The 16,298-nt window shown below is 47.3% G+C and carries 13 protein-coding genes; 9 read left to right on the forward strand and 4 right to left on the reverse strand.

Annotated features, from left to right (window positions below; translation table 11 throughout):
- Window positions 1-152: 152 nt before the first annotated feature.
- From DXT99_RS13740 to DXT99_RS13760, 6 genes are all read left to right on the forward strand, one after another.
- The gene (locus DXT99_RS13740) at window positions 153-722 is read left to right on the forward strand and encodes a DUF7149 domain-containing protein (RefSeq protein ID WP_115566146.1); all 570 of its coding nucleotides are present in this window, start codon (window positions 153-155) and stop codon (window positions 720-722) included.
- Window positions 723-767: 45 nt separating this feature from the next.
- Complete coding sequence (locus DXT99_RS27045) at window positions 768-908, forward strand: hypothetical protein (RefSeq protein ID WP_181885128.1); 141 nt, start codon at window positions 768-770, stop codon at window positions 906-908.
- Between the two features lie 141 nt (window positions 909-1,049).
- Window positions 1,050-1,868 carry a hypothetical protein gene (locus DXT99_RS13750; RefSeq protein WP_115566148.1) on the forward strand — a complete coding sequence of 273 codons (819 nt, stop codon included), beginning with the start codon at window positions 1,050-1,052 and terminating at the stop codon, window positions 1,866-1,868.
- 56 nt (window positions 1,869-1,924) lie between these two features.
- On the forward strand, window positions 1,925-2,077 hold the full coding sequence (locus DXT99_RS27050) for a hypothetical protein (protein ID WP_181885129.1): 153 nt from the start codon (window positions 1,925-1,927) through the stop codon (window positions 2,075-2,077).
- 232 nt (window positions 2,078-2,309) lie between these two features.
- Window positions 2,310-2,657: a 6TM ABC transporter family protein gene (locus DXT99_RS13755; RefSeq protein WP_115566149.1), complete on the forward strand. Its 348-nt coding sequence runs from the start codon at window positions 2,310-2,312 to the stop codon at window positions 2,655-2,657.
- 473 nt (window positions 2,658-3,130) lie between these two features.
- Window positions 3,131-3,562 (forward strand): hypothetical protein, encoded by a 432-nt coding sequence (locus DXT99_RS13760; RefSeq protein WP_147294223.1) that lies wholly within the window; start codon window positions 3,131-3,133, stop codon window positions 3,560-3,562.
- A gap of 160 nt (window positions 3,563-3,722) precedes the next feature.
- Here the strand turns inward: DXT99_RS13760 and DXT99_RS13765 are convergent, their stop codons facing one another.
- The 3 genes from DXT99_RS13765 to DXT99_RS13775 form a co-directional block, all read right to left on the reverse strand.
- On the reverse strand, window positions 3,723-3,998 hold the full coding sequence (locus DXT99_RS13765) for a hypothetical protein (protein WP_115566151.1): 276 nt from the start codon (window positions 3,996-3,998) through the stop codon (window positions 3,723-3,725).
- 556 nt (window positions 3,999-4,554) lie between these two features.
- A complete protein-coding gene (locus DXT99_RS13770) occupies window positions 4,555-5,703 on the reverse strand; it encodes a putative sensor domain DACNV-containing protein (RefSeq protein ID WP_115566152.1) in 1,149 nt (382 codons plus the stop codon).
- Between the two features lie 40 nt (window positions 5,704-5,743).
- Entirely contained in the window at window positions 5,744-9,721 is a 3,978-nt protein-coding gene (locus tag DXT99_RS13775) for a CheR family methyltransferase (protein WP_115566153.1), read from the reverse strand.
- Between the two features lie 238 nt (window positions 9,722-9,959).
- On the opposite strand from DXT99_RS13775, the gene DXT99_RS13780 reads away from it, so the two are divergent.
- From DXT99_RS13780 to DXT99_RS13790, 3 genes are all read left to right on the forward strand, one after another.
- Window positions 9,960-11,000 carry a chemotaxis protein CheB gene (locus tag DXT99_RS13780; RefSeq protein ID WP_115566154.1) on the forward strand — a complete coding sequence of 347 codons (1,041 nt, stop codon included), beginning with the start codon at window positions 9,960-9,962 and terminating at the stop codon, window positions 10,998-11,000.
- A gap of 421 nt (window positions 11,001-11,421) precedes the next feature.
- Window positions 11,422-13,062, forward strand: coding sequence for an ABC-F family ATP-binding cassette domain-containing protein (locus DXT99_RS13785; protein ID WP_115566155.1), 1,641 nt, complete (start codon window positions 11,422-11,424; stop codon window positions 13,060-13,062).
- Window positions 13,063-13,348: 286 nt separating this feature from the next.
- Window positions 13,349-14,185 (forward strand): DUF4625 domain-containing protein, encoded by an 837-nt coding sequence (locus tag DXT99_RS13790; protein ID WP_115566156.1) that lies wholly within the window; start codon window positions 13,349-13,351, stop codon window positions 14,183-14,185.
- A gap of 172 nt (window positions 14,186-14,357) precedes the next feature.
- On the opposite strand, the gene DXT99_RS13795 is transcribed toward DXT99_RS13790, so the two are convergent.
- Window positions 14,358-16,043, reverse strand: coding sequence for an alpha-amylase family protein (locus DXT99_RS13795; RefSeq protein WP_115566263.1), 1,686 nt, complete (start codon window positions 16,041-16,043; stop codon window positions 14,358-14,360).
- Between the last annotated feature and the right edge of the window lie 255 nt (window positions 16,044-16,298).

A 16,298-nucleotide genomic window follows, 5' to 3' on the forward strand; every position in this document is an offset into this window, starting at 1 on the left:
TATTCCCTACCCAGTCTTTTTGTCTAAAGCTTATATACTCATTTCTTATGTTTCAGATAACGTCTACAAAAGGGGAAAAAGAGTAGCTAAGTCACTGAGAACAAACATAGGATGTTAAGTACGGCGTCAACACCAAGGGTAATACGGACTAGGTGATTCATACCGGTGCGACCACCAAAACCAAAGCCGGGGTGCTGCTGCTGGAGGTGAAGCGGCCAACAAACAAAGCCGACATGCCCTCGCCGGAAAACCTGAACGCAAAGGCAGTGCATGAACTGCTGCTGTATTATATGCGGGAGCGGGTGCAGGATAAAACTCACGACCTGCGCCACCTCATCGTCACCAGCGTGCACGAGTGGTTTGTGTTCGATGCCCTGGAGTTTAACCGGCTGTTTTACCGCAACACACAGCTCAAAAAGGCATTTACCGATTGGCAGGAGGGGCGCAAAGTCAGCACCAGCACCGACTTCTTTTATAAAGAAATAGCTGCGCCCTTTATCGCGCAGCTGCCGGAGCAAATTACGTTTACGCATTTTAATTTGAAGGACTATAAAGATGCATTGTACAGCGATAGATTGGAAAGTATAGCTGTGCTTGAGGAACTGTATATATTACTGTCGCCAGGATACCTGCTCAAGGAATTTCTTTCTGACGAATGTCAGGGTGAAATGAGTAGTCCTGTTTGCTATGCCAATAGTAGAGGATTACGTGAAGGATTTTAAATGAGGAAGCTTTGTGATGAAGTTCATGTATCAGAATTGCAGAACATGAATGATTATTTAACAACCGAAATTGACCTGCAGGTGTACCGCCTCTACAACCTCACCTACGAGGAAGTGCTGCTCGTAGAGCCGGAATTTGCCTTGCCAAAGGAGGCGTATGAGACGCACTTATCTTTACAAGAATAAAACCCATGTTGCAATTTTTACCTTAGCTGGAATGAACCCACCCCTAACCCCTCCTCGGAGGGGCAGGGGTGGGTATGCAGCGATAGCCAAACAGTGACACATCCTACCTTAATAAATAAATTAAAATCAACCCTCTATTTCATGCAATCAAAACTACTTTACCTGCTGGCCGTGCTGTTCCTTTTTTCCGGCTGTTCAGAATCCATAGAAGAAGATCCGGCACCCGAAAAAACCTATTACCTGCAGCGGAAATTATCTGAGATTTCATTCCTGAATACGGGTGGTGGGATGATTATTGACCTGACCTATAGCTACAACGAACTGGACCAGCTCACACGGATTAGTGGCGTATTATTAAGAGACACAGTTGAGCAGGCTGTTAATACGGTGCTTGATTATGACGGAAAGGGCAGGGTGAATTATGTTCAGAATAACCGAGGCACTACCTGGACTAACACTTACAACGATAAGAACCAGCTAATAAAACTGGTCAGAGCTTATAAAGATTCTGAGCCTGGTTCTCAGCTGCTTATATATAATGAGGACAACCAACTAGTGGAGGTGAAAACTTACAGGCAACAGAATGGCGCAGAAGTATACTCCGCTTCCAGGCATTATACTTATATGGATGGTAATCAAATAAGCATCAAGACTATTTTAGCCTCAGGAGAAGAAAGCAGATCGCATACTATTGCCACCGATGATAAGAAAAGACCGCTGCCTGTACTGCCCATACAAATTGCCGCTGATTTTTCTTATGCAGAGGTATTTGGCGAAGGAATTTTTACAAGAAACAATGTTGTAAGCAGTGCTATAAGAGATGCTGCGGGTAATAGAATTACTGGTGGCGACTACGACGCCCATTATACTTACAACGAAGCAGGCTACCCCCTTACATGTGTGAAGCTGTTTGATCACGGTTCTATGGAGAAAATAACCTACGTGTATACCAGTAAGTAAATTGCTTTTATATTAGGAGCACATTTTATCTTCCCATTTCCACAGCCGACGAAGAAATGAAGGCAAAGATACGGGAACTGGTAGAGCAGGCGCTAGCCGCTAAACAAGCCGATGCCGCTGCGGATGCGTCGGCGTTGGAGGCGGAGATAGACCTGCTGGTGTACCGCCTCTACCACCTCACTAACATTGAAGCGCTGCTCGTAAATTAGGGCTTTGCCATGCCGAAGGAAGCGTAGGAGGCGGGTGCTGTGGTAGAGGAGCAGCTGAAGTTCTGATGATTAAGTTGTTTGATAACTGGTAATTAAGTTAAATGCAGGCTGCTGATGTACTTTAGGCAGCAGCGTTTGCCAGAGGGGCAGCAATACGGTTTTATAAAAGGTTTATTTCCAGTCATTTAATTAATGCATACGTATATATAAAGGTATATTTTTTCCTATTATCATGAAAAACAAGATACTTTTATTATCGTTTGTAGTCGCTCTGTTTGCAGTAGTTGCCATGCCAGCTGTTGCACAAAGCTCCGAAGTAAAGCAGGAACGGCAGTCAGCCAGAGCTGATGAAAAGCGCCTGAATGATGCCGTGGATTTAAGAGTGGATACCAAAGCCGATTCGAAGGCCGCCAAAGCAAGTTTAAGAGAAGCGAAGCGCGTAGAGAAAGACGCTAGAAACGCCCGAAGAGAAGCCAAGAAAGCTGCCAGAATGGAAGCCAAAACGCAGAAAAGCCGCATCGACGCTGACAACCAAGCCCGAAAAGCAGCCAGGGCCACCGAAAAGTCAAACAACAACTAAGCCTCTGCCTGTTGGCGCTTGCCAAGGTCAGGCAGCTGGTGCAACACAATTAAAAAGAGCTCTCCCGGACGTATGTTTCCGGGAGAGCTCTTTTAATTCCAGTGCGCACTAGCCAAACAGATTGCCTTCTACTTAAACAGAGCATCAGAGGTACAGCGGCTAGTTAGTTACACAAAAACGCCGCTGTACCGGTAGGCCAGGTGCCAGGGAGTAACATTGATGGTAAAAGGTGTGACGCTAATTAACCATAGTTTTAAAGAGAAAATAGTCTAAGTCTATACCAGCAAGTAAATCCTGTCATTGCTGATGTTTCTTGTTATGACAATTTCCAGCATTATGGCATACACTAAAATGGATAGCACATATAGATAAAATAATCAGTATTTCACCCACATAGTCAGGTATTTACGTCAGTATTTTACGTTATTCGTACTAAGTATATATAACATGTCGCACCTTTAAGTACCATGGTTATGCTGCTAAATTCGTTAGAGTTTTTGATCGCTGTGGATAAAGAATACCTGACAATACGCTACCATCGGGAGGAAAAATTGATCTGGAACCAGTGGCGAGGTGCTATACCCAGTCCGCAACTGCGGGAGGCAATGATTTCGGCTTGTCATTTTATTCTGGTAAACGACGTGGAGCTTATTTTGGCAGACTTTACCCGGATGTGTGCTCCCACGGTGGAAGACCAGGTTTGGCTCGGCAAGCACTCCGCTGAACTGTTACAGCACAGCACATTGCGGAAGGTGGCTATCCTGACGGCGCAGGACATATTTCAGCAGATGGCCATTGAAAGAATGTATGAAAAAGCATCTGAACGACCGATGCCCTGTGAGTCCAGGCCTTTTATTTCTAAAGCTGACGCCATGGAGTGGTTGTTGGCAGACGAAAGCTACTGAAACTGGAATTCAGCTTCTCTTCTGGTAAAGCATGTTGCGGAGTAGCAGCGACAATGGCATGCAAATAACCAGATCGAAAGCTCCGGAAAAACCCAGAACACAACAGCCTTTCTTTCTTTAGCTCCTTACGGAGGTCATTGCCTGTAATATAAAAGATTAGTTACGATGCCATTTTGCTGGCACAAGCGCTGGCGTTAATAAAGCTTTTGAGCGTGACATAGTCGTAGGAATTATGCTCAATGGAGGGAACGCCATAGAAGAAGACACGGAGAGAAGTCATCAGTTCCTGTATCAGGTCTACTTCTTTACTGATTCCAGCGCCTTCCGGTAATATAAGGATACCCTCTTCCTGAATATACACAGAGAAGGATCTGATTTTCCCTTTTTCAACCAGTTTTTCGTACTTGTGCAGCGCTGCGTTAATTTTTTCGGTCATGTAAGTTTGTTGCATAGGATAGTGGCAAACTTGTTTCTGTCAGTTAAGCTAACGTAAGTTACTGAGTTTAAAATTCAGAAATTTATACTGCTTTTGAGTGCGTGTGAATACTGAAAATAACTAAGTATAAATACTAAATCGGATGCATGCTGCTGAATCTCAAGAGGGTAGGCGGCTGGCGCAATAACTGCTGGTTAGCTGTGGGTAGGGCAACAAAACTGCCGGTGTTTTAACGATGCCCCTGCCATCGTCATAGCATTTTATATTAAAACCAGTTGAATCGTACGCATAGCATGCTGCTGTTCCGGATGTGTAATCCGGAACTTGTGAAGAAGCGGATTTGTAATCCGCTGGTTTGCCGGTAGCTACAGCCGCTGCATGGCGAATTATAAATTCGCGACCTCCATACTTTCGGATTATAAATCCGAAAGAGCGTACCTGATTCGCACAACGTATCGTGCGCAATAATCAGTTGATAAGGGCATTAGTTACGAAAAGAGAAACAACAGCCTTTCCGGGCTTCATCCATAATGCAGCCTGAATTTTAAACGTGGCTTTAGAGCAGCAAAGTATCAATGCGGTGGGCGTGCACCAGCTGGTCGTGGGGCGACCAGGCAAAAATAGTGAAGCCACCATCCTGCGATGCCACCAGGGCAAAGGCATCATGCTGGTCGTGCACGAACTGCGCCGCTGACAAATGCCGGGTGCCGCCGCTTTGCGACGGAGCAACTACGGTAGGGCTGCTGCCAACCACCGGTTCTGTTACCACTACCTTTTCCACAGGGGTGCCTCCCTGCACTCTGCCAATTTTAGACCCGAAAGCAAGCAGCTCATACTGGTCGCTGATAACGGTTGCGCCGTCTACTGCCGTTACACCTGCAATACCCTCTACCGCTCTGTTTAGCGCACTCTGCCATTTGCTCCTGCTACGCTCTTTCTCGTTTTGCTGCATCAGGTCAGAGAGCCTGCTGAAGGCAGGTGCCACAGAATACAGGATGGGGTGTATGATTGACTTTCGCCAGGCCTGTGTGCCAGCCGGAACCACTAAAAGAGTGCCGCCGCGTTTGTGGGCGCGCATCGACACGGCTAACTGTACCAGCACATTCACAGAATCTCCCCAAGGGGAGGGCGAAGAAAAACCCAGCAAGGTAGAGAGGAGGGGCGGGCTGTGCTGCAGAAAAATTGTCTGCTCTTCCAGTACCTTTACCTGGTCTCCTTTAAGTACCGCAATGTTAGCGAACTTGCCCAGTCCGCCTGTTCTGCGGTATTTAATTACCAGCAGCCCTGGCTCCGAAACGTCCAGCACCAGGCACAGACTCGGGATTTCGCGGGTAGCGCCCCATACATACAGTTCATCCTCGTACTGCCATACTCCCAGGTGTATGCCGGGCCGCTCCACAGCCGGTGCAAGTTTTACAAGTACAGAAGGGTTTAAGGGCAGCCGGTGCTCCAGCAGCAGCGGCTGGCCAGCGAGTTCGGGCGGGAGGAAGGCGAGGGAAATTTTTGGGGAATGGCCTTCTTCGCGCCGCAGACTCGCCCAGAAGGCGGTATCGATAAGTACTTCTATAACCTTGGCATCAGGCTCTGGTGCCATTTCCTCTTCATTATCCTGACGCGACGCGGCAAGATGACGCACAAAATGGCCTTCTACTGTTTTAGCCACAGCACGGGCCGCTCTATAAGTTGTATGGTGTTTTAAAGGCATAGTGTTGCCGGTGTTGTAATACAGTGAATGCCTGGAGCTTTTATATGGTACACGTTATTTCGAACACAGTCCCTTTCCCTTTTTCACCTTGTACTTCCATTTTCCCCTGCAGGAGCTCTACCCGGTTTTGAATGCTGCTTAATCCGATTCCTTTTAGTTTGTTAAAGTCTTCCTTATCAATGCCAATACCATTGTCCTCTATGCGCATGTAAATGGTTTTATCATCACATGTAAGGAAAATCCTGGCTTCGGTTGCCTGTGCATGTTTAATTAAATTATTCAGCAGCTCCTGTATTATCCGGTACAGAGACAGTTCCACTGTATAGTCAAGCCGGTTTTTAAAACCGTTTACCTCCAGGCTGATTTTGAGACCAGAATTGCTGATGCGCGAAATAATTTCTTCTACGGCAGTTTTCAGACCAAAGGTTTTCAGAACAGATGGTGTCAGTTCGGAAGATATATCGCGCGTAATCGTTACACTCTCTGAGAGCAGCTTATCAATTGTTTCAATTGTTTTCTCCTGCTTCGTGTTCTCCGCTTCCAGGTTACTGAGGTTAAGCTTGGTTGCGTATAAAATCTGGCCGAGCCCATTGTGCAAGGCCTCCGAAATACGGCTCCGCTCTGCCTCCTGCGTTTGCAGAATAGCGCTCAGAACCTCACGCTGCTGCAAGAGCCGAAGCTGTATTTTAGCTTCTTCGGCATCTTTCTGCTCCTGTATGTCGGTGGCGGTGCCAATCCACATGGTTATTGCGCCAGTCTCATTCCGAATGGGAACATCTTGAATCAGGTGCCAGCGGTACTGGTTTAAAGTTTTATTTAAAACACGGGCTTCGGCAGTGAATATTTCCCCGGATCTCAGCGAAGACATGAAATTAGGAATGAATTCTTCCCTGTCATCGGGATGAATAGCCTTTTTCCAGCCCCACTTAACTGATTCTTCCTCCGTTAATCCGGTATAGTCATACCATAACTGATTGAAAGAAGTGTTTTCTCCATTTGGCAAATTCGTCCAGGTGATATGCGGCACGGCCTCCAGCAGGGTGCGGAAGCGCTCTGCACTGGCAATGTTCTCTGCCTGCTCTTTTTGAAGGGCCTGTTCGTATAGTTTACGCTCGGTTATATCGTGCATGGTCAGCACCAGGCCATCATCAAAGTTTACAGCCACAATGTGCAGCCAGAGCGGCTTCTTATTGTATACCTGCGGCAGCTCCACATCCAGTTGCTCGCCTGTATTCACCACGTGCGCCAACCGGTCGAACATATCCTGCTCCAGTAGTTGCGGATACTCTTTCCAGAGCCTTTTACCCACCAGTTTGCCTGCAGGGCGGCCAAATAATTCCTGTGCTTTGTGGTTTATAAGCATCAGGTTGAAATCAACAATGGTATGCATCTGGTTCCGGACAGCCTTGAGTGCCAGAATGGCGTTCGGGGAGCTATCCAGAATTCCGGAGTGCAGCAGGTGCAGGCTTTTCAGTTCATTTATTTTGATAAAGATGATAATGGCACCGTCTATTTTCCGATCCTGCGTAATATATGGCAGGATGCGCATCTGGTACCACATGCCGTTTTTATCCTGTACCTCTTTTTCAATAACGTTATTGCTGGCGATTACATCCCGCACGTCTTCTATTAGTTTATCATAATGCAGGTTATTGGATATCTGGTATATGGAGCGGCCAATGTCGCTGTCTATTAGGTTTATAAGTTTAGTTGCGGCAGGCGTAAACTTCCGGATAACCAGGGTGCGGTCCACGAATATCTGCCCGATATCAGTGCTTCGGAAATAATTGTTCAGGTCATCGTCGAGCTCCACCAGCGCCTTTATCTTGTACTGATGCTCTGTGTTGATGGTATGCAGCTCTTCGTTCAGCGACTGCAGTTCCTCGTTGGTGCTTTGCAGCTCTTCATTTGAAGATAGTAATTCCTCGTTGGTGCTTTGCAGTTCTTCGTTCGCCGTTTCGAGTTCCTCTACTACGGCCTGCAGATCATCCTTTGTATATTGCAGTTCAAGTTCAAGCTCCTGCACCCGGCTGTCGTCCTGGTTGTTATAAAAGGTTACAACCTCGTTTGTAGCGAGCGGTATGCGTGCCTGTTCTTCTGAAAACAACACCAGGATAAATTTCTGAGCCAGGTTCCTGTCTGCCAGGTAAGGCTTCACCACCACATTGATGTAGCGCAGGCTTTTGCCATCACGCACCTGAATGTTGTGGGACGACAGCTTTTCCTTTTCGAGTATGGCTCTGCGCAGCATGGTTCCCAGGCTCACAGACAGGTCCTGCGGAACCAACTTGAGTAGGTTAAAAGTGAAATTCTGTTCCGGAAGGTCCAGATAGTTTTTAAACTTCCCCGCCCCGTGCAGCACATCATAGTTTTCATCGACATAAACAGCGGCATACCCGTACTCTTCCAGAACAGTTTCGTTGAGTAACTCGCTGAAGTTATGATGCAACAGTTGCTTGGCTGAAAGATCGCGTGTAAAGCTGGGTATAGGGGATATATTGGGGCGCCTACTCATGCCAGTGCCCGAAAACGTCTCAATCATGCCCAGTGAACGGGCAGGCTCTGTGTTGCGGAAAATTTTCCACTTCTTATTTATCTCCTCAAAGCTTTTCTGGTCGCCGATGCTTTCGCTGGAGCCAAGGAAAAGGTAACCGCCTACCTGTAAAGCATAATGGAATTTGTCGATTACCTTTTTCTGCAGCATGGGGTTGAGGTAAATGAGCATGTTACGGCAGCTCACCAGATCGATCCTGCTGAAGGGCGGGTCGTTGACAACATTGTGGGGGGCAAAAATAACCATGCGGCGCACGCGCTGGCACACGCGGTACTTGCCTTCTTCACTCAGGAAATATTCGTGCAGGCGTTCCGGAGAAACCGTTGTGAGGCTACTTTCCGGATACAAACCCTTACCGGCAAAATCAAGGGCATCGCGGTCTATGTCAGAGGCGAATATCTTCACCTCCAGTTCCTTCTTCACTTTATCCATATACTCCCTTACCAGGATGGCGATGGAGTAAGGCTCTTCGCCGGAGGAACAGCCTGCCACCCAAATGCGCAGTTGGTCATTCTCCTTTTTGCTGTCTACCAGAGCCGGGATAACTTTATCTGCTAACACCTGGTAAGCCTCCTCATCGCGGAAAAACTTAGTAACGCCAATCAGGAATTCTTTGCTCAGCGTAACTACTTCTTCAGCGTTTACATCCATGTAATCGAAGTAATCTGACAGGTTAGTGAAGTTCAGGGCAGCCATGCGGCGGCTGATGCGCCGGATAATGGTAGGCCGTTTATAGTTGCTGAAATCAATGCCTGTCCGCTCATGCACCATGTCCAGAATCTGGAAGAAAGAACCTTCTGTTTCGCTGTTAACAAGTTCTGTCAGGTCGTTGGAGATAGGAGTGACCTTTACATAATTGAAAATCTCGCTGGGCATTAATTCCGGCGCCAGAATATAGTCTGTGTAGCCGGTGTTAATGGCATTGCGGGGCATGCTATCAAACCGGGCGGTAACCGGGTCCTGCACAATAACCATTCCGCCTGCTTTTTTTATGGCCACCACGCCCTCAGAGCCATCCATGCCGGTGCCGGACAAGATGATGCCAATGGAACGGTGCTTTTTATCTGCTGCCAGGGAGGTAAAAAAAGTATCCACGGTTCTGGCACGGCCGGCACTGCTCTTATCCAGCAATTGCAGTAAGTTGTTCTGGATGGTGAGTTCTTTGTTGTTTGGTATAACGTATACCTTGTTTGTCTGCACAGGCATGTTGTGCTGTGCCTCTTTTACCTCCAGAACGGAGTACTGGGAAACCAACTGTGTTAAAAAGCTGCGGTGCTCCGTAGCAAGATGCTGCACAATAACGTAGGCCACACTATCCTGGGGCACACTGCTGAACAAAGCTTCCAGTGCCTGCAGGCCACCGGCAGACGCGCCTATCCCTATCACGTAAATTTCCTGCTCTGCCTTTTCCCGTGCTTTGCTGTCTGCTTGATGCCCTTCGATTTGTTTAGTTGATTCTGCCATGCACTGTTCGTTTACGAAGAAAATTTAGATCTTCTTCAATTTGGGCAATTTACCTAATTATAATCTAACAAACATGTTTTGGAGGAGGGGCGAAAGAATTAATGAAGGCAGGTGCAGATAGCAGCCGGGGGCGGGATAACAGGTAGAATAGTTTAACACTTCATGCGATGCACCGTAAACAAAGGTTCTTGCTGGAGGGGCTATACTAGTCTACTGAGCAGGAGGCAAATTATTAAGTATGACACACAATAGCCCTAAAATAATTGTTATCGGCACTTCGGCAGGAGGCATGCAGGCGTTAACGCTGCTGCTATCAAAGCTACCGGCAGAATTGCCGGCTGCCCTATTTATTGTACAGCATTTAAGCAAAGATTCTTCCGCCACTTTCCTGGTGAAGCGGTTGAGCCAATACACGAAACTTACTTGCAAAGTAGCGGAACACAAGCAGCTTTTCGAGGCTGGTACAGTGTACCTGGCTCCGCCCGACATGCATCTGCTGTTAACAGGAAAAGAGATGCTGGTAACAAGAGGCCCGCGCGAAAACCAGTTCCGGCCCTCTATCGACCCGCTTTTCCGGTCTGCAGCCGCGTACCATGGTGCAAGTGTAACAGGTGTGGTATTAACCGGTTTCATGAGCGATGGCGTCGTAGGTATGGAGTCGATAAAGCGCAGTGGTGGTGCAACAGTGGTGCAGGCCCCGGATGATGCGGAGTTCCCGGCCTTGCCAAACAACGTAATACGGCAGATTAAAACCGATTATGTTGTGCCTATTAGTGATATGGGGGAGATATTAGTAAAGTTGGCAAACCGGCTGGATCAGGACTCCGTGACGGTGCCAACTGATGTATGGCAGGAAGCACAGATTGCAGAACGAGTAATGAACAACAGTGTTATGACCAGTATAGAAGAATTGGAAAAAGCAGGTAGCCGATCACCTTATAGTTGCCCTGAATGTGGCGGCGGTTTATGGGAACTTTCACAGCAAAACACCATCAAGCGTTTCAGATGCCATTCAGGACACGCCTATACAAAAGATTCGCTGCTGGATGGCATATCGAACGCCCTCGAAGAAACGCTGTGGGTTGCTTTGCGCACCCTGGAGGAGCGTCGTAATATTCTGATGCAAATGTCGCAGGTGGATAATGATAAAGGGAACCGGCGCTGGGCAACAGTACAGGAAGAGCGCGCCGAGGAAATGAAAGTGCATGTAGAGCGGCTCCGGGAGCTTTTAACAAAAGCTGCGGTCGCCGACGAGGACCGCATGCATGATGTAGGGTGAGAGGAGTTGGAGAGATATTGGCTTAGCTAATCCCTAACAAATAAATCCCCTTCCCGGAGTAAGTCTGTTTTATACTTGATTCAAAAAGGCTCATTTCACTAAATTATGGCGCGAGCGTCTTCGCTCGTGTCTACTATTCTACGGCCTCTGGCCGCTTTAATCAATGCCAAACGGCCAGAGGCCGCGTGATACCAATCACGAGCCAGGAGGCTCGTGCTATAAGAGATTTTGATTGAAACGACCCTACCTCCCCGGAGGGGAATTTCTGCACCAGAGAAAAATGAACAAGCTTGTGCTTTTTCTATCTGGTTACATTAATCAACCAATATCAACTCAACCCGCTATTTCTCTTACTAAGTCCTGATTTCTACAGCAAAAGGGTGAATTTTATCTTATCTTTGCCCCTTTATTTTTCAGCCTTATGATATCAGTTGACGGAGTTACGGTCGAGTTTAACGGCTCGGCGCTTTTTAGCAATATTGGTTTTAACATCAATGAAAACGACCGGATTGCCCTGATGGGCAAAAACGGCGCGGGAAAATCTACGCTGCTCAAAATTATAGCAGGCGCAAGCAAACCTACCCGAGGCAAAATATCGGCTCCGAAAGATGCCGTTATCGCTTACCTGCCGCAGCACTTGCTAACAGAAGACGACTGCACCGTATTCGAAGAAGCCTCCAAGGCCTTTGCGGAAGTGCTCAATATGAAAGCGCAGATGGACGAGCTGAATGCACAGCTCGAAACCCGCACCGACTACGATTCTGACGATTATTATAAACTGATTGAGCAGGTGTCGGAGTTAGGGGAGAAATACTACTCTATAGAAGAAATCAACTTTGATGCTGAGGTAGAGAAAACGCTGAAGGGCCTGGGCTTTTCCAGAACTGATTTCAGCAGGTCTACCAAGGAATTCAGTGGGGGCTGGCGCATGCGCGTCGAGCTGGCCAAAATCCTGCTGCAGAAGCCGGACCTTATTCTGCTCGATGAGCCTACCAACCACCTGGACATTGAGTCTATACAATGGCTGGAGGACTTCCTGGTGAACAACGCCAAAGCCGTCATCGTGATTTCCCACGACAAAACCTTTGTAGACAATATCACCAACCGCACCATCGAGGTGACCATGGGCCGCATTTACGACTACAAGGTAAACTATACCCAATACCTGCAGCTGCGCAAGGAAAGGCGCGAGCAGCAGCAAAAGCAGTTCGAAGACCAGCAGAAAGAGATAGCCGATATCCAGGGCTTTATCGATCGGTTTAAAGGCACTTATTCCAAAACCCTGCAGGTGCAGTCGCGGGTGAAGATGCTGGAGAAGATGGAAATTATAGAAGTGGACGAGGTAGACTCTTCTGCGCTGAGTCTGAAGTTTCCTCCTGCACCGCGCTCCGGCAATTACCCGGTTATTGTGGAGGACCTCACAAAGAACTATGGCGACCACACTGTTTTCAAAGATGCCTCTCTCACGATTGAACGGGGTGAGAAAATAGCCTTTGTCGGGAAGAACGGGGAAGGAAAGTCGACGCTTGTGAAAGCGATAATGGGGGAGATAGACTATGAGGGCAAGCTTACACTTGGCCATAACTGCATGGTAGGCTATTTCGCCCAGAACCAGGCCGCTTTGCTGGACGGAGACCTGACTGTTTTCCAAACGATAGATCAGATTGCCGTTGGAGACGTTCGTACTAAAATAAAGGATTTGCTGGGAGCCTTCATGTTCAGTGGCGAAACAGTAGAAAAAAAGGTGAAAGTGCTTTCCGGTGGCGAGAAAACGCGCCTGGCTATGATAAAGCTGCTCTTGCAGCCAGTGAACCTCCTGATCCTGGATGAGCCTACCAACCACCTCGACATCAAAACCAAGGATATTCTCAAAGATGCCCTCAACAGCTTCGACGGCACCCTCATCCTCGTTTCGCACGACAGGGATTTCCTGGATGGACTGGCCACGAAAGTGTTTGAATTCGGAAACAAACGCATCAAAGAGCACTTCGAAGACATCAATGGCTTCCTGAGAAACAAAAAGATGGAGAATCTGAGGGAAATCGAGCGAAAAATTGCATAAAAACTGCGCCCGATATATAAAATATCAGAAATAATATAGCACTGTTTTTCTGTAGGCTAAAAAATGCCATATAAGCTTTCAAAGCTAGCTATCAGGGGATTAGGAGAATATAAGGGTTTAGTATATATAAGCATATCAATTTGATAATCAACATTTTGCATTAGGTGATTAGTAACCTTGCCTAATGCCTGCCGTTTTATATAGAAGAAACAGAAGTGGTTCTTCTATATAGGGTCCTTGTGTTGTTAATTACTTGTTTGTTTATATTTTACTAATTTTTACAGCTATGAAAAAATTTAATTGGCTTTTCCTATTTCTATTCTCCTTTGCTTTTGTGGCGTGCGATGATGACGATGATGTGGTATTAGACACCGTTGCACCGAACATTGTTATAACTAATCCGGCTCCAAACACTACCTTTCCGGCAGGAAGTGAATTTACGTTGACAGCAGACGTAACAGATAATGAAGGCCTAGAGGAAGTAAGGGTGTATGTAACTGGCCCGAACGGTAACCGCATCGCCCAATATGATGATGAAGTACGTGATTTCCTGAACAATAACAGAAACTATGATTTAGAAGTAGACTTTACACTACCTGCCGAATTAGAAACCGGTGCCTATACGATTACAGTAGAAGCGGAAGATCTAGCGGGAAATATTACAGTAGAAACCGTTATGATGATGGTGAATGAGGCAGATTTGGATGCGGCTGCATTTAACACGCTATTCGCCGACACTGAATGGTGGGATACCTGGGATGCGAACAATAACAATTCCCTTGACCAGACTGAGTTCGGAACCACTTTCTTCCAGACCTGGGACTTAGACGACGATGGTACTATTACGCAGGACGAATGGAATGAATTTGCAGGAGACTTCGGTATGGAAGATGCTGATTGGGATGACTGGGATGCGAACAACGATAATCAGCTTGACCAGACGGAGTTGAATGCAGGCATATTAACCTCCGGCTGGTATACTAACTGGGATGTAAACAATGATGGTATGATCACGCAAGAGGAGTATACAGCGGGTATTTTCAACTTCTGGGACGATGATGACGATGCTGTGCTGACGAGTGAGGAGTACGTTACAAGGTACGAAACATACTATGGTGAATAATTGCTAATTAAATCAAAACAAAAGAGCGCCTCCAACCGGAGGCGCTCTTTTGTTTTGATAGCAGTTTAAAAACGAATAGAATAACAAAGGGTAGAGTGGTATGTTCAATGGATGCATAAGGAAGTGCTTTCTTCTTGTTTCTGGTAAAAGCGGCTTATAGTAAGCCTACATACTACATTTTCCCTTCATCAACTCCCCCTTCATTCTTTTTCCTGTTCAGCAAGTGGCTAAGGTCACCAGTCCGGAACCAGCGGTAGCCATAGGCACTTAATGTTATTTTGTGATAGCCATTCGCTTCGGCTATACTTTGCTCGTGCACCATCAGGTCTATCAATTTATATTCCTTTTTCTGCTTCAGGCTCAAGGTAATTTCATGGGGTTTCTCATCGAAATTATGGAGCACCACCAGTGAGTTGCCCCTCCAGCAATAGTACATGGCCAGGACCTGGGACATGCCTGTCTTTAGAATTTCCCAATCGCCCCAGCCTATCTCGGGGCATTCTTTGCGTAGGCGTATCATGCCGGTCATCCAGTTGAGCAGAGAGTCCGGCTTGCGCCGCTGGTCTTCCACGTTTATGTGCTTGTAAGCATACGGCCCTTCGTCTATAACCGGAAGCACCAGTTTGTCGGCCTGTGAAAAGCCGGCGTTAGGGAAGTCGCCTGACCACTGCATGGGTGTGCGCACCGCATCCCGCTCTTTCAGGCTCAGGTCGTCTCCCATGCCTATTTCGTCACCATAGCGTAATACAGGGGTGCCGGGTAGCGAGAACATCAGGCTGTAGGCCAGTTCTGTCTGCTGCCGGCTACCCAGCATTGGGGATAGCCTCCGGCGGATGCCCCGCTTGTACAGTTGCATATAGTCTTCAGGTCCGAAGCGATCGAACACCTTCTGCCGCTGCTCCTTTGTTAGCCTGCCGAGGTCCAGTTCATCGTGGTTGCGAAGGAAGTGTGCCCATTGGCAGGAAGGAAAAACATTCCGTGTAGCTTCCAATGCGTCCGCCAGCGGCTGGGTATCGGCCGTGGCCAGGGCGTAAAACAAGTGCTGGTTCACGAAGAAATTAAACATGAGGTGAATTCCGTCTCCCTCTTTGCCAAAATAATTCTCCGCCTCTTCAGGCAGCACGTTTGCCTCGCCCAGAAGAATGGCATCTCCCTTGCGCCACTGCAGGAAACGTCGCATTTCCCGCAGGTATTCAAACTTCATCTCATGTTCAGCAAGTCCCGGGTCCGGGCTTTCGATAATAAAAGGCACAGCGTCTAATCTGAAACCTGATACCCCCAGTTCCAGCCAATAGCCGATGATACGGCTTACCTCCGTCCGTACTTCCGGGTTATCCATGTTCAGGTCCGGCTGGAAATCATAGAAGCGGTGGAAATAGTAGGCTTTGGCGTTCCTGTCGTAGGTCCATGTTCTGTGCTGCACCCCAGGAAAAACCATTCCCTTGTTCCAGTTGGTAGGCTTTTTCTTGGACCATACATACCAGTCACGATACCGGTTATCTTCCCCTTTCCGGGCTTCCTGAAACCAGGGATGTTGCCTGGAGGTGTGGTTTACGACCAGATCAAGGAGCACTTTTATACCATGCTTCTTGGCCTGGTGTATGAATTCTACAAAATCGCCGCTGGATCCGAACCGGGAGTCAACGCCATAATAATCTTTGATATCATAGCCGTTATCGTGGTTCGGGGTAGGCTGGAAAGGAGAAAGCCAGATGGTATCAACTCCAAGGGCATCAAGGTAATCAAGGCGACGTGCAAGTCCCTCAAAATCGCCTGTACCATCCCCGTTCACATCCATAAAGGTTTTAATGTCCAGGTTATAGATGATGGCATTCTTATACCATAAATCTTCTATCATGCTTATATGAATCTTATTGCCTGTCTGCGCAAGAGTTTCCTTTTCTGCAGCAACACTTAGCTTTCTTACGTGCACAGGAGGTTTTTCTGTTCCGCTGAATTTTACAAAAAATGATGTTTAATCTATTTTTCTGTTTCAGAAGTATGCTACAAAAGGCACCCGCTGGTCTTAATAAATATAAAGCTGGAACGGCCCGGGTGGACACAGGTTTCCTTCACTTTCAGAGCTTGTTTAAATATGCCTAAACCGTACTTT

It is taken from the genome of Pontibacter diazotrophicus (assembly GCF_003367245.1).
Taxonomy (GTDB): domain Bacteria; phylum Bacteroidota; class Bacteroidia; order Cytophagales; family Hymenobacteraceae; genus Pontibacter; species Pontibacter diazotrophicus.

Coding starts and splice junctions, on each gene's coding strand:
- DXT99_RS27045 (WP_181885128.1), top strand. CDS start 768: ATGAATGATTATTTAACAACCGAAATTGACCTGCAGGTGTACCGCCTC.
- DXT99_RS13750 (WP_115566148.1), top strand. CDS start 1,050: ATGCAATCAAAACTACTTTACCTGCTGGCCGTGCTGTTCCTTTTTTCC.
- DXT99_RS27050 (WP_181885129.1), top strand. CDS start 1,925: ATGAAGGCAAAGATACGGGAACTGGTAGAGCAGGCGCTAGCCGCTAAA.
- DXT99_RS13755 (WP_115566149.1), top strand. CDS start 2,310: ATGAAAAACAAGATACTTTTATTATCGTTTGTAGTCGCTCTGTTTGCA.
- DXT99_RS13760 (WP_147294223.1), top strand. CDS start 3,131: ATGCTGCTAAATTCGTTAGAGTTTTTGATCGCTGTGGATAAAGAATAC.
- DXT99_RS13765 (WP_115566151.1), bottom strand. CDS start 3,998: ATGACCGAAAAAATTAACGCAGCGCTGCACAAGTACGAAAAACTGGTT.
- DXT99_RS13770 (WP_115566152.1), bottom strand. CDS start 5,703: ATGCCTTTAAAACACCATACAACTTATAGAGCGGCCCGTGCTGTGGCT.
- DXT99_RS13775 (WP_115566153.1), bottom strand. CDS start 9,721: ATGGCAGAATCAACTAAACAAATCGAAGGGCATCAAGCAGACAGCAAA.
- DXT99_RS13780 (WP_115566154.1), top strand. CDS start 9,960: ATGACACACAATAGCCCTAAAATAATTGTTATCGGCACTTCGGCAGGA.
- DXT99_RS13785 (WP_115566155.1), top strand. CDS start 11,422: ATGATATCAGTTGACGGAGTTACGGTCGAGTTTAACGGCTCGGCGCTT.
- DXT99_RS13790 (WP_115566156.1), top strand. CDS start 13,349: ATGAAAAAATTTAATTGGCTTTTCCTATTTCTATTCTCCTTTGCTTTT.
- DXT99_RS13795 (WP_115566263.1), bottom strand. CDS start 16,043: ATGATAGAAGATTTATGGTATAAGAATGCCATCATCTATAACCTGGAC.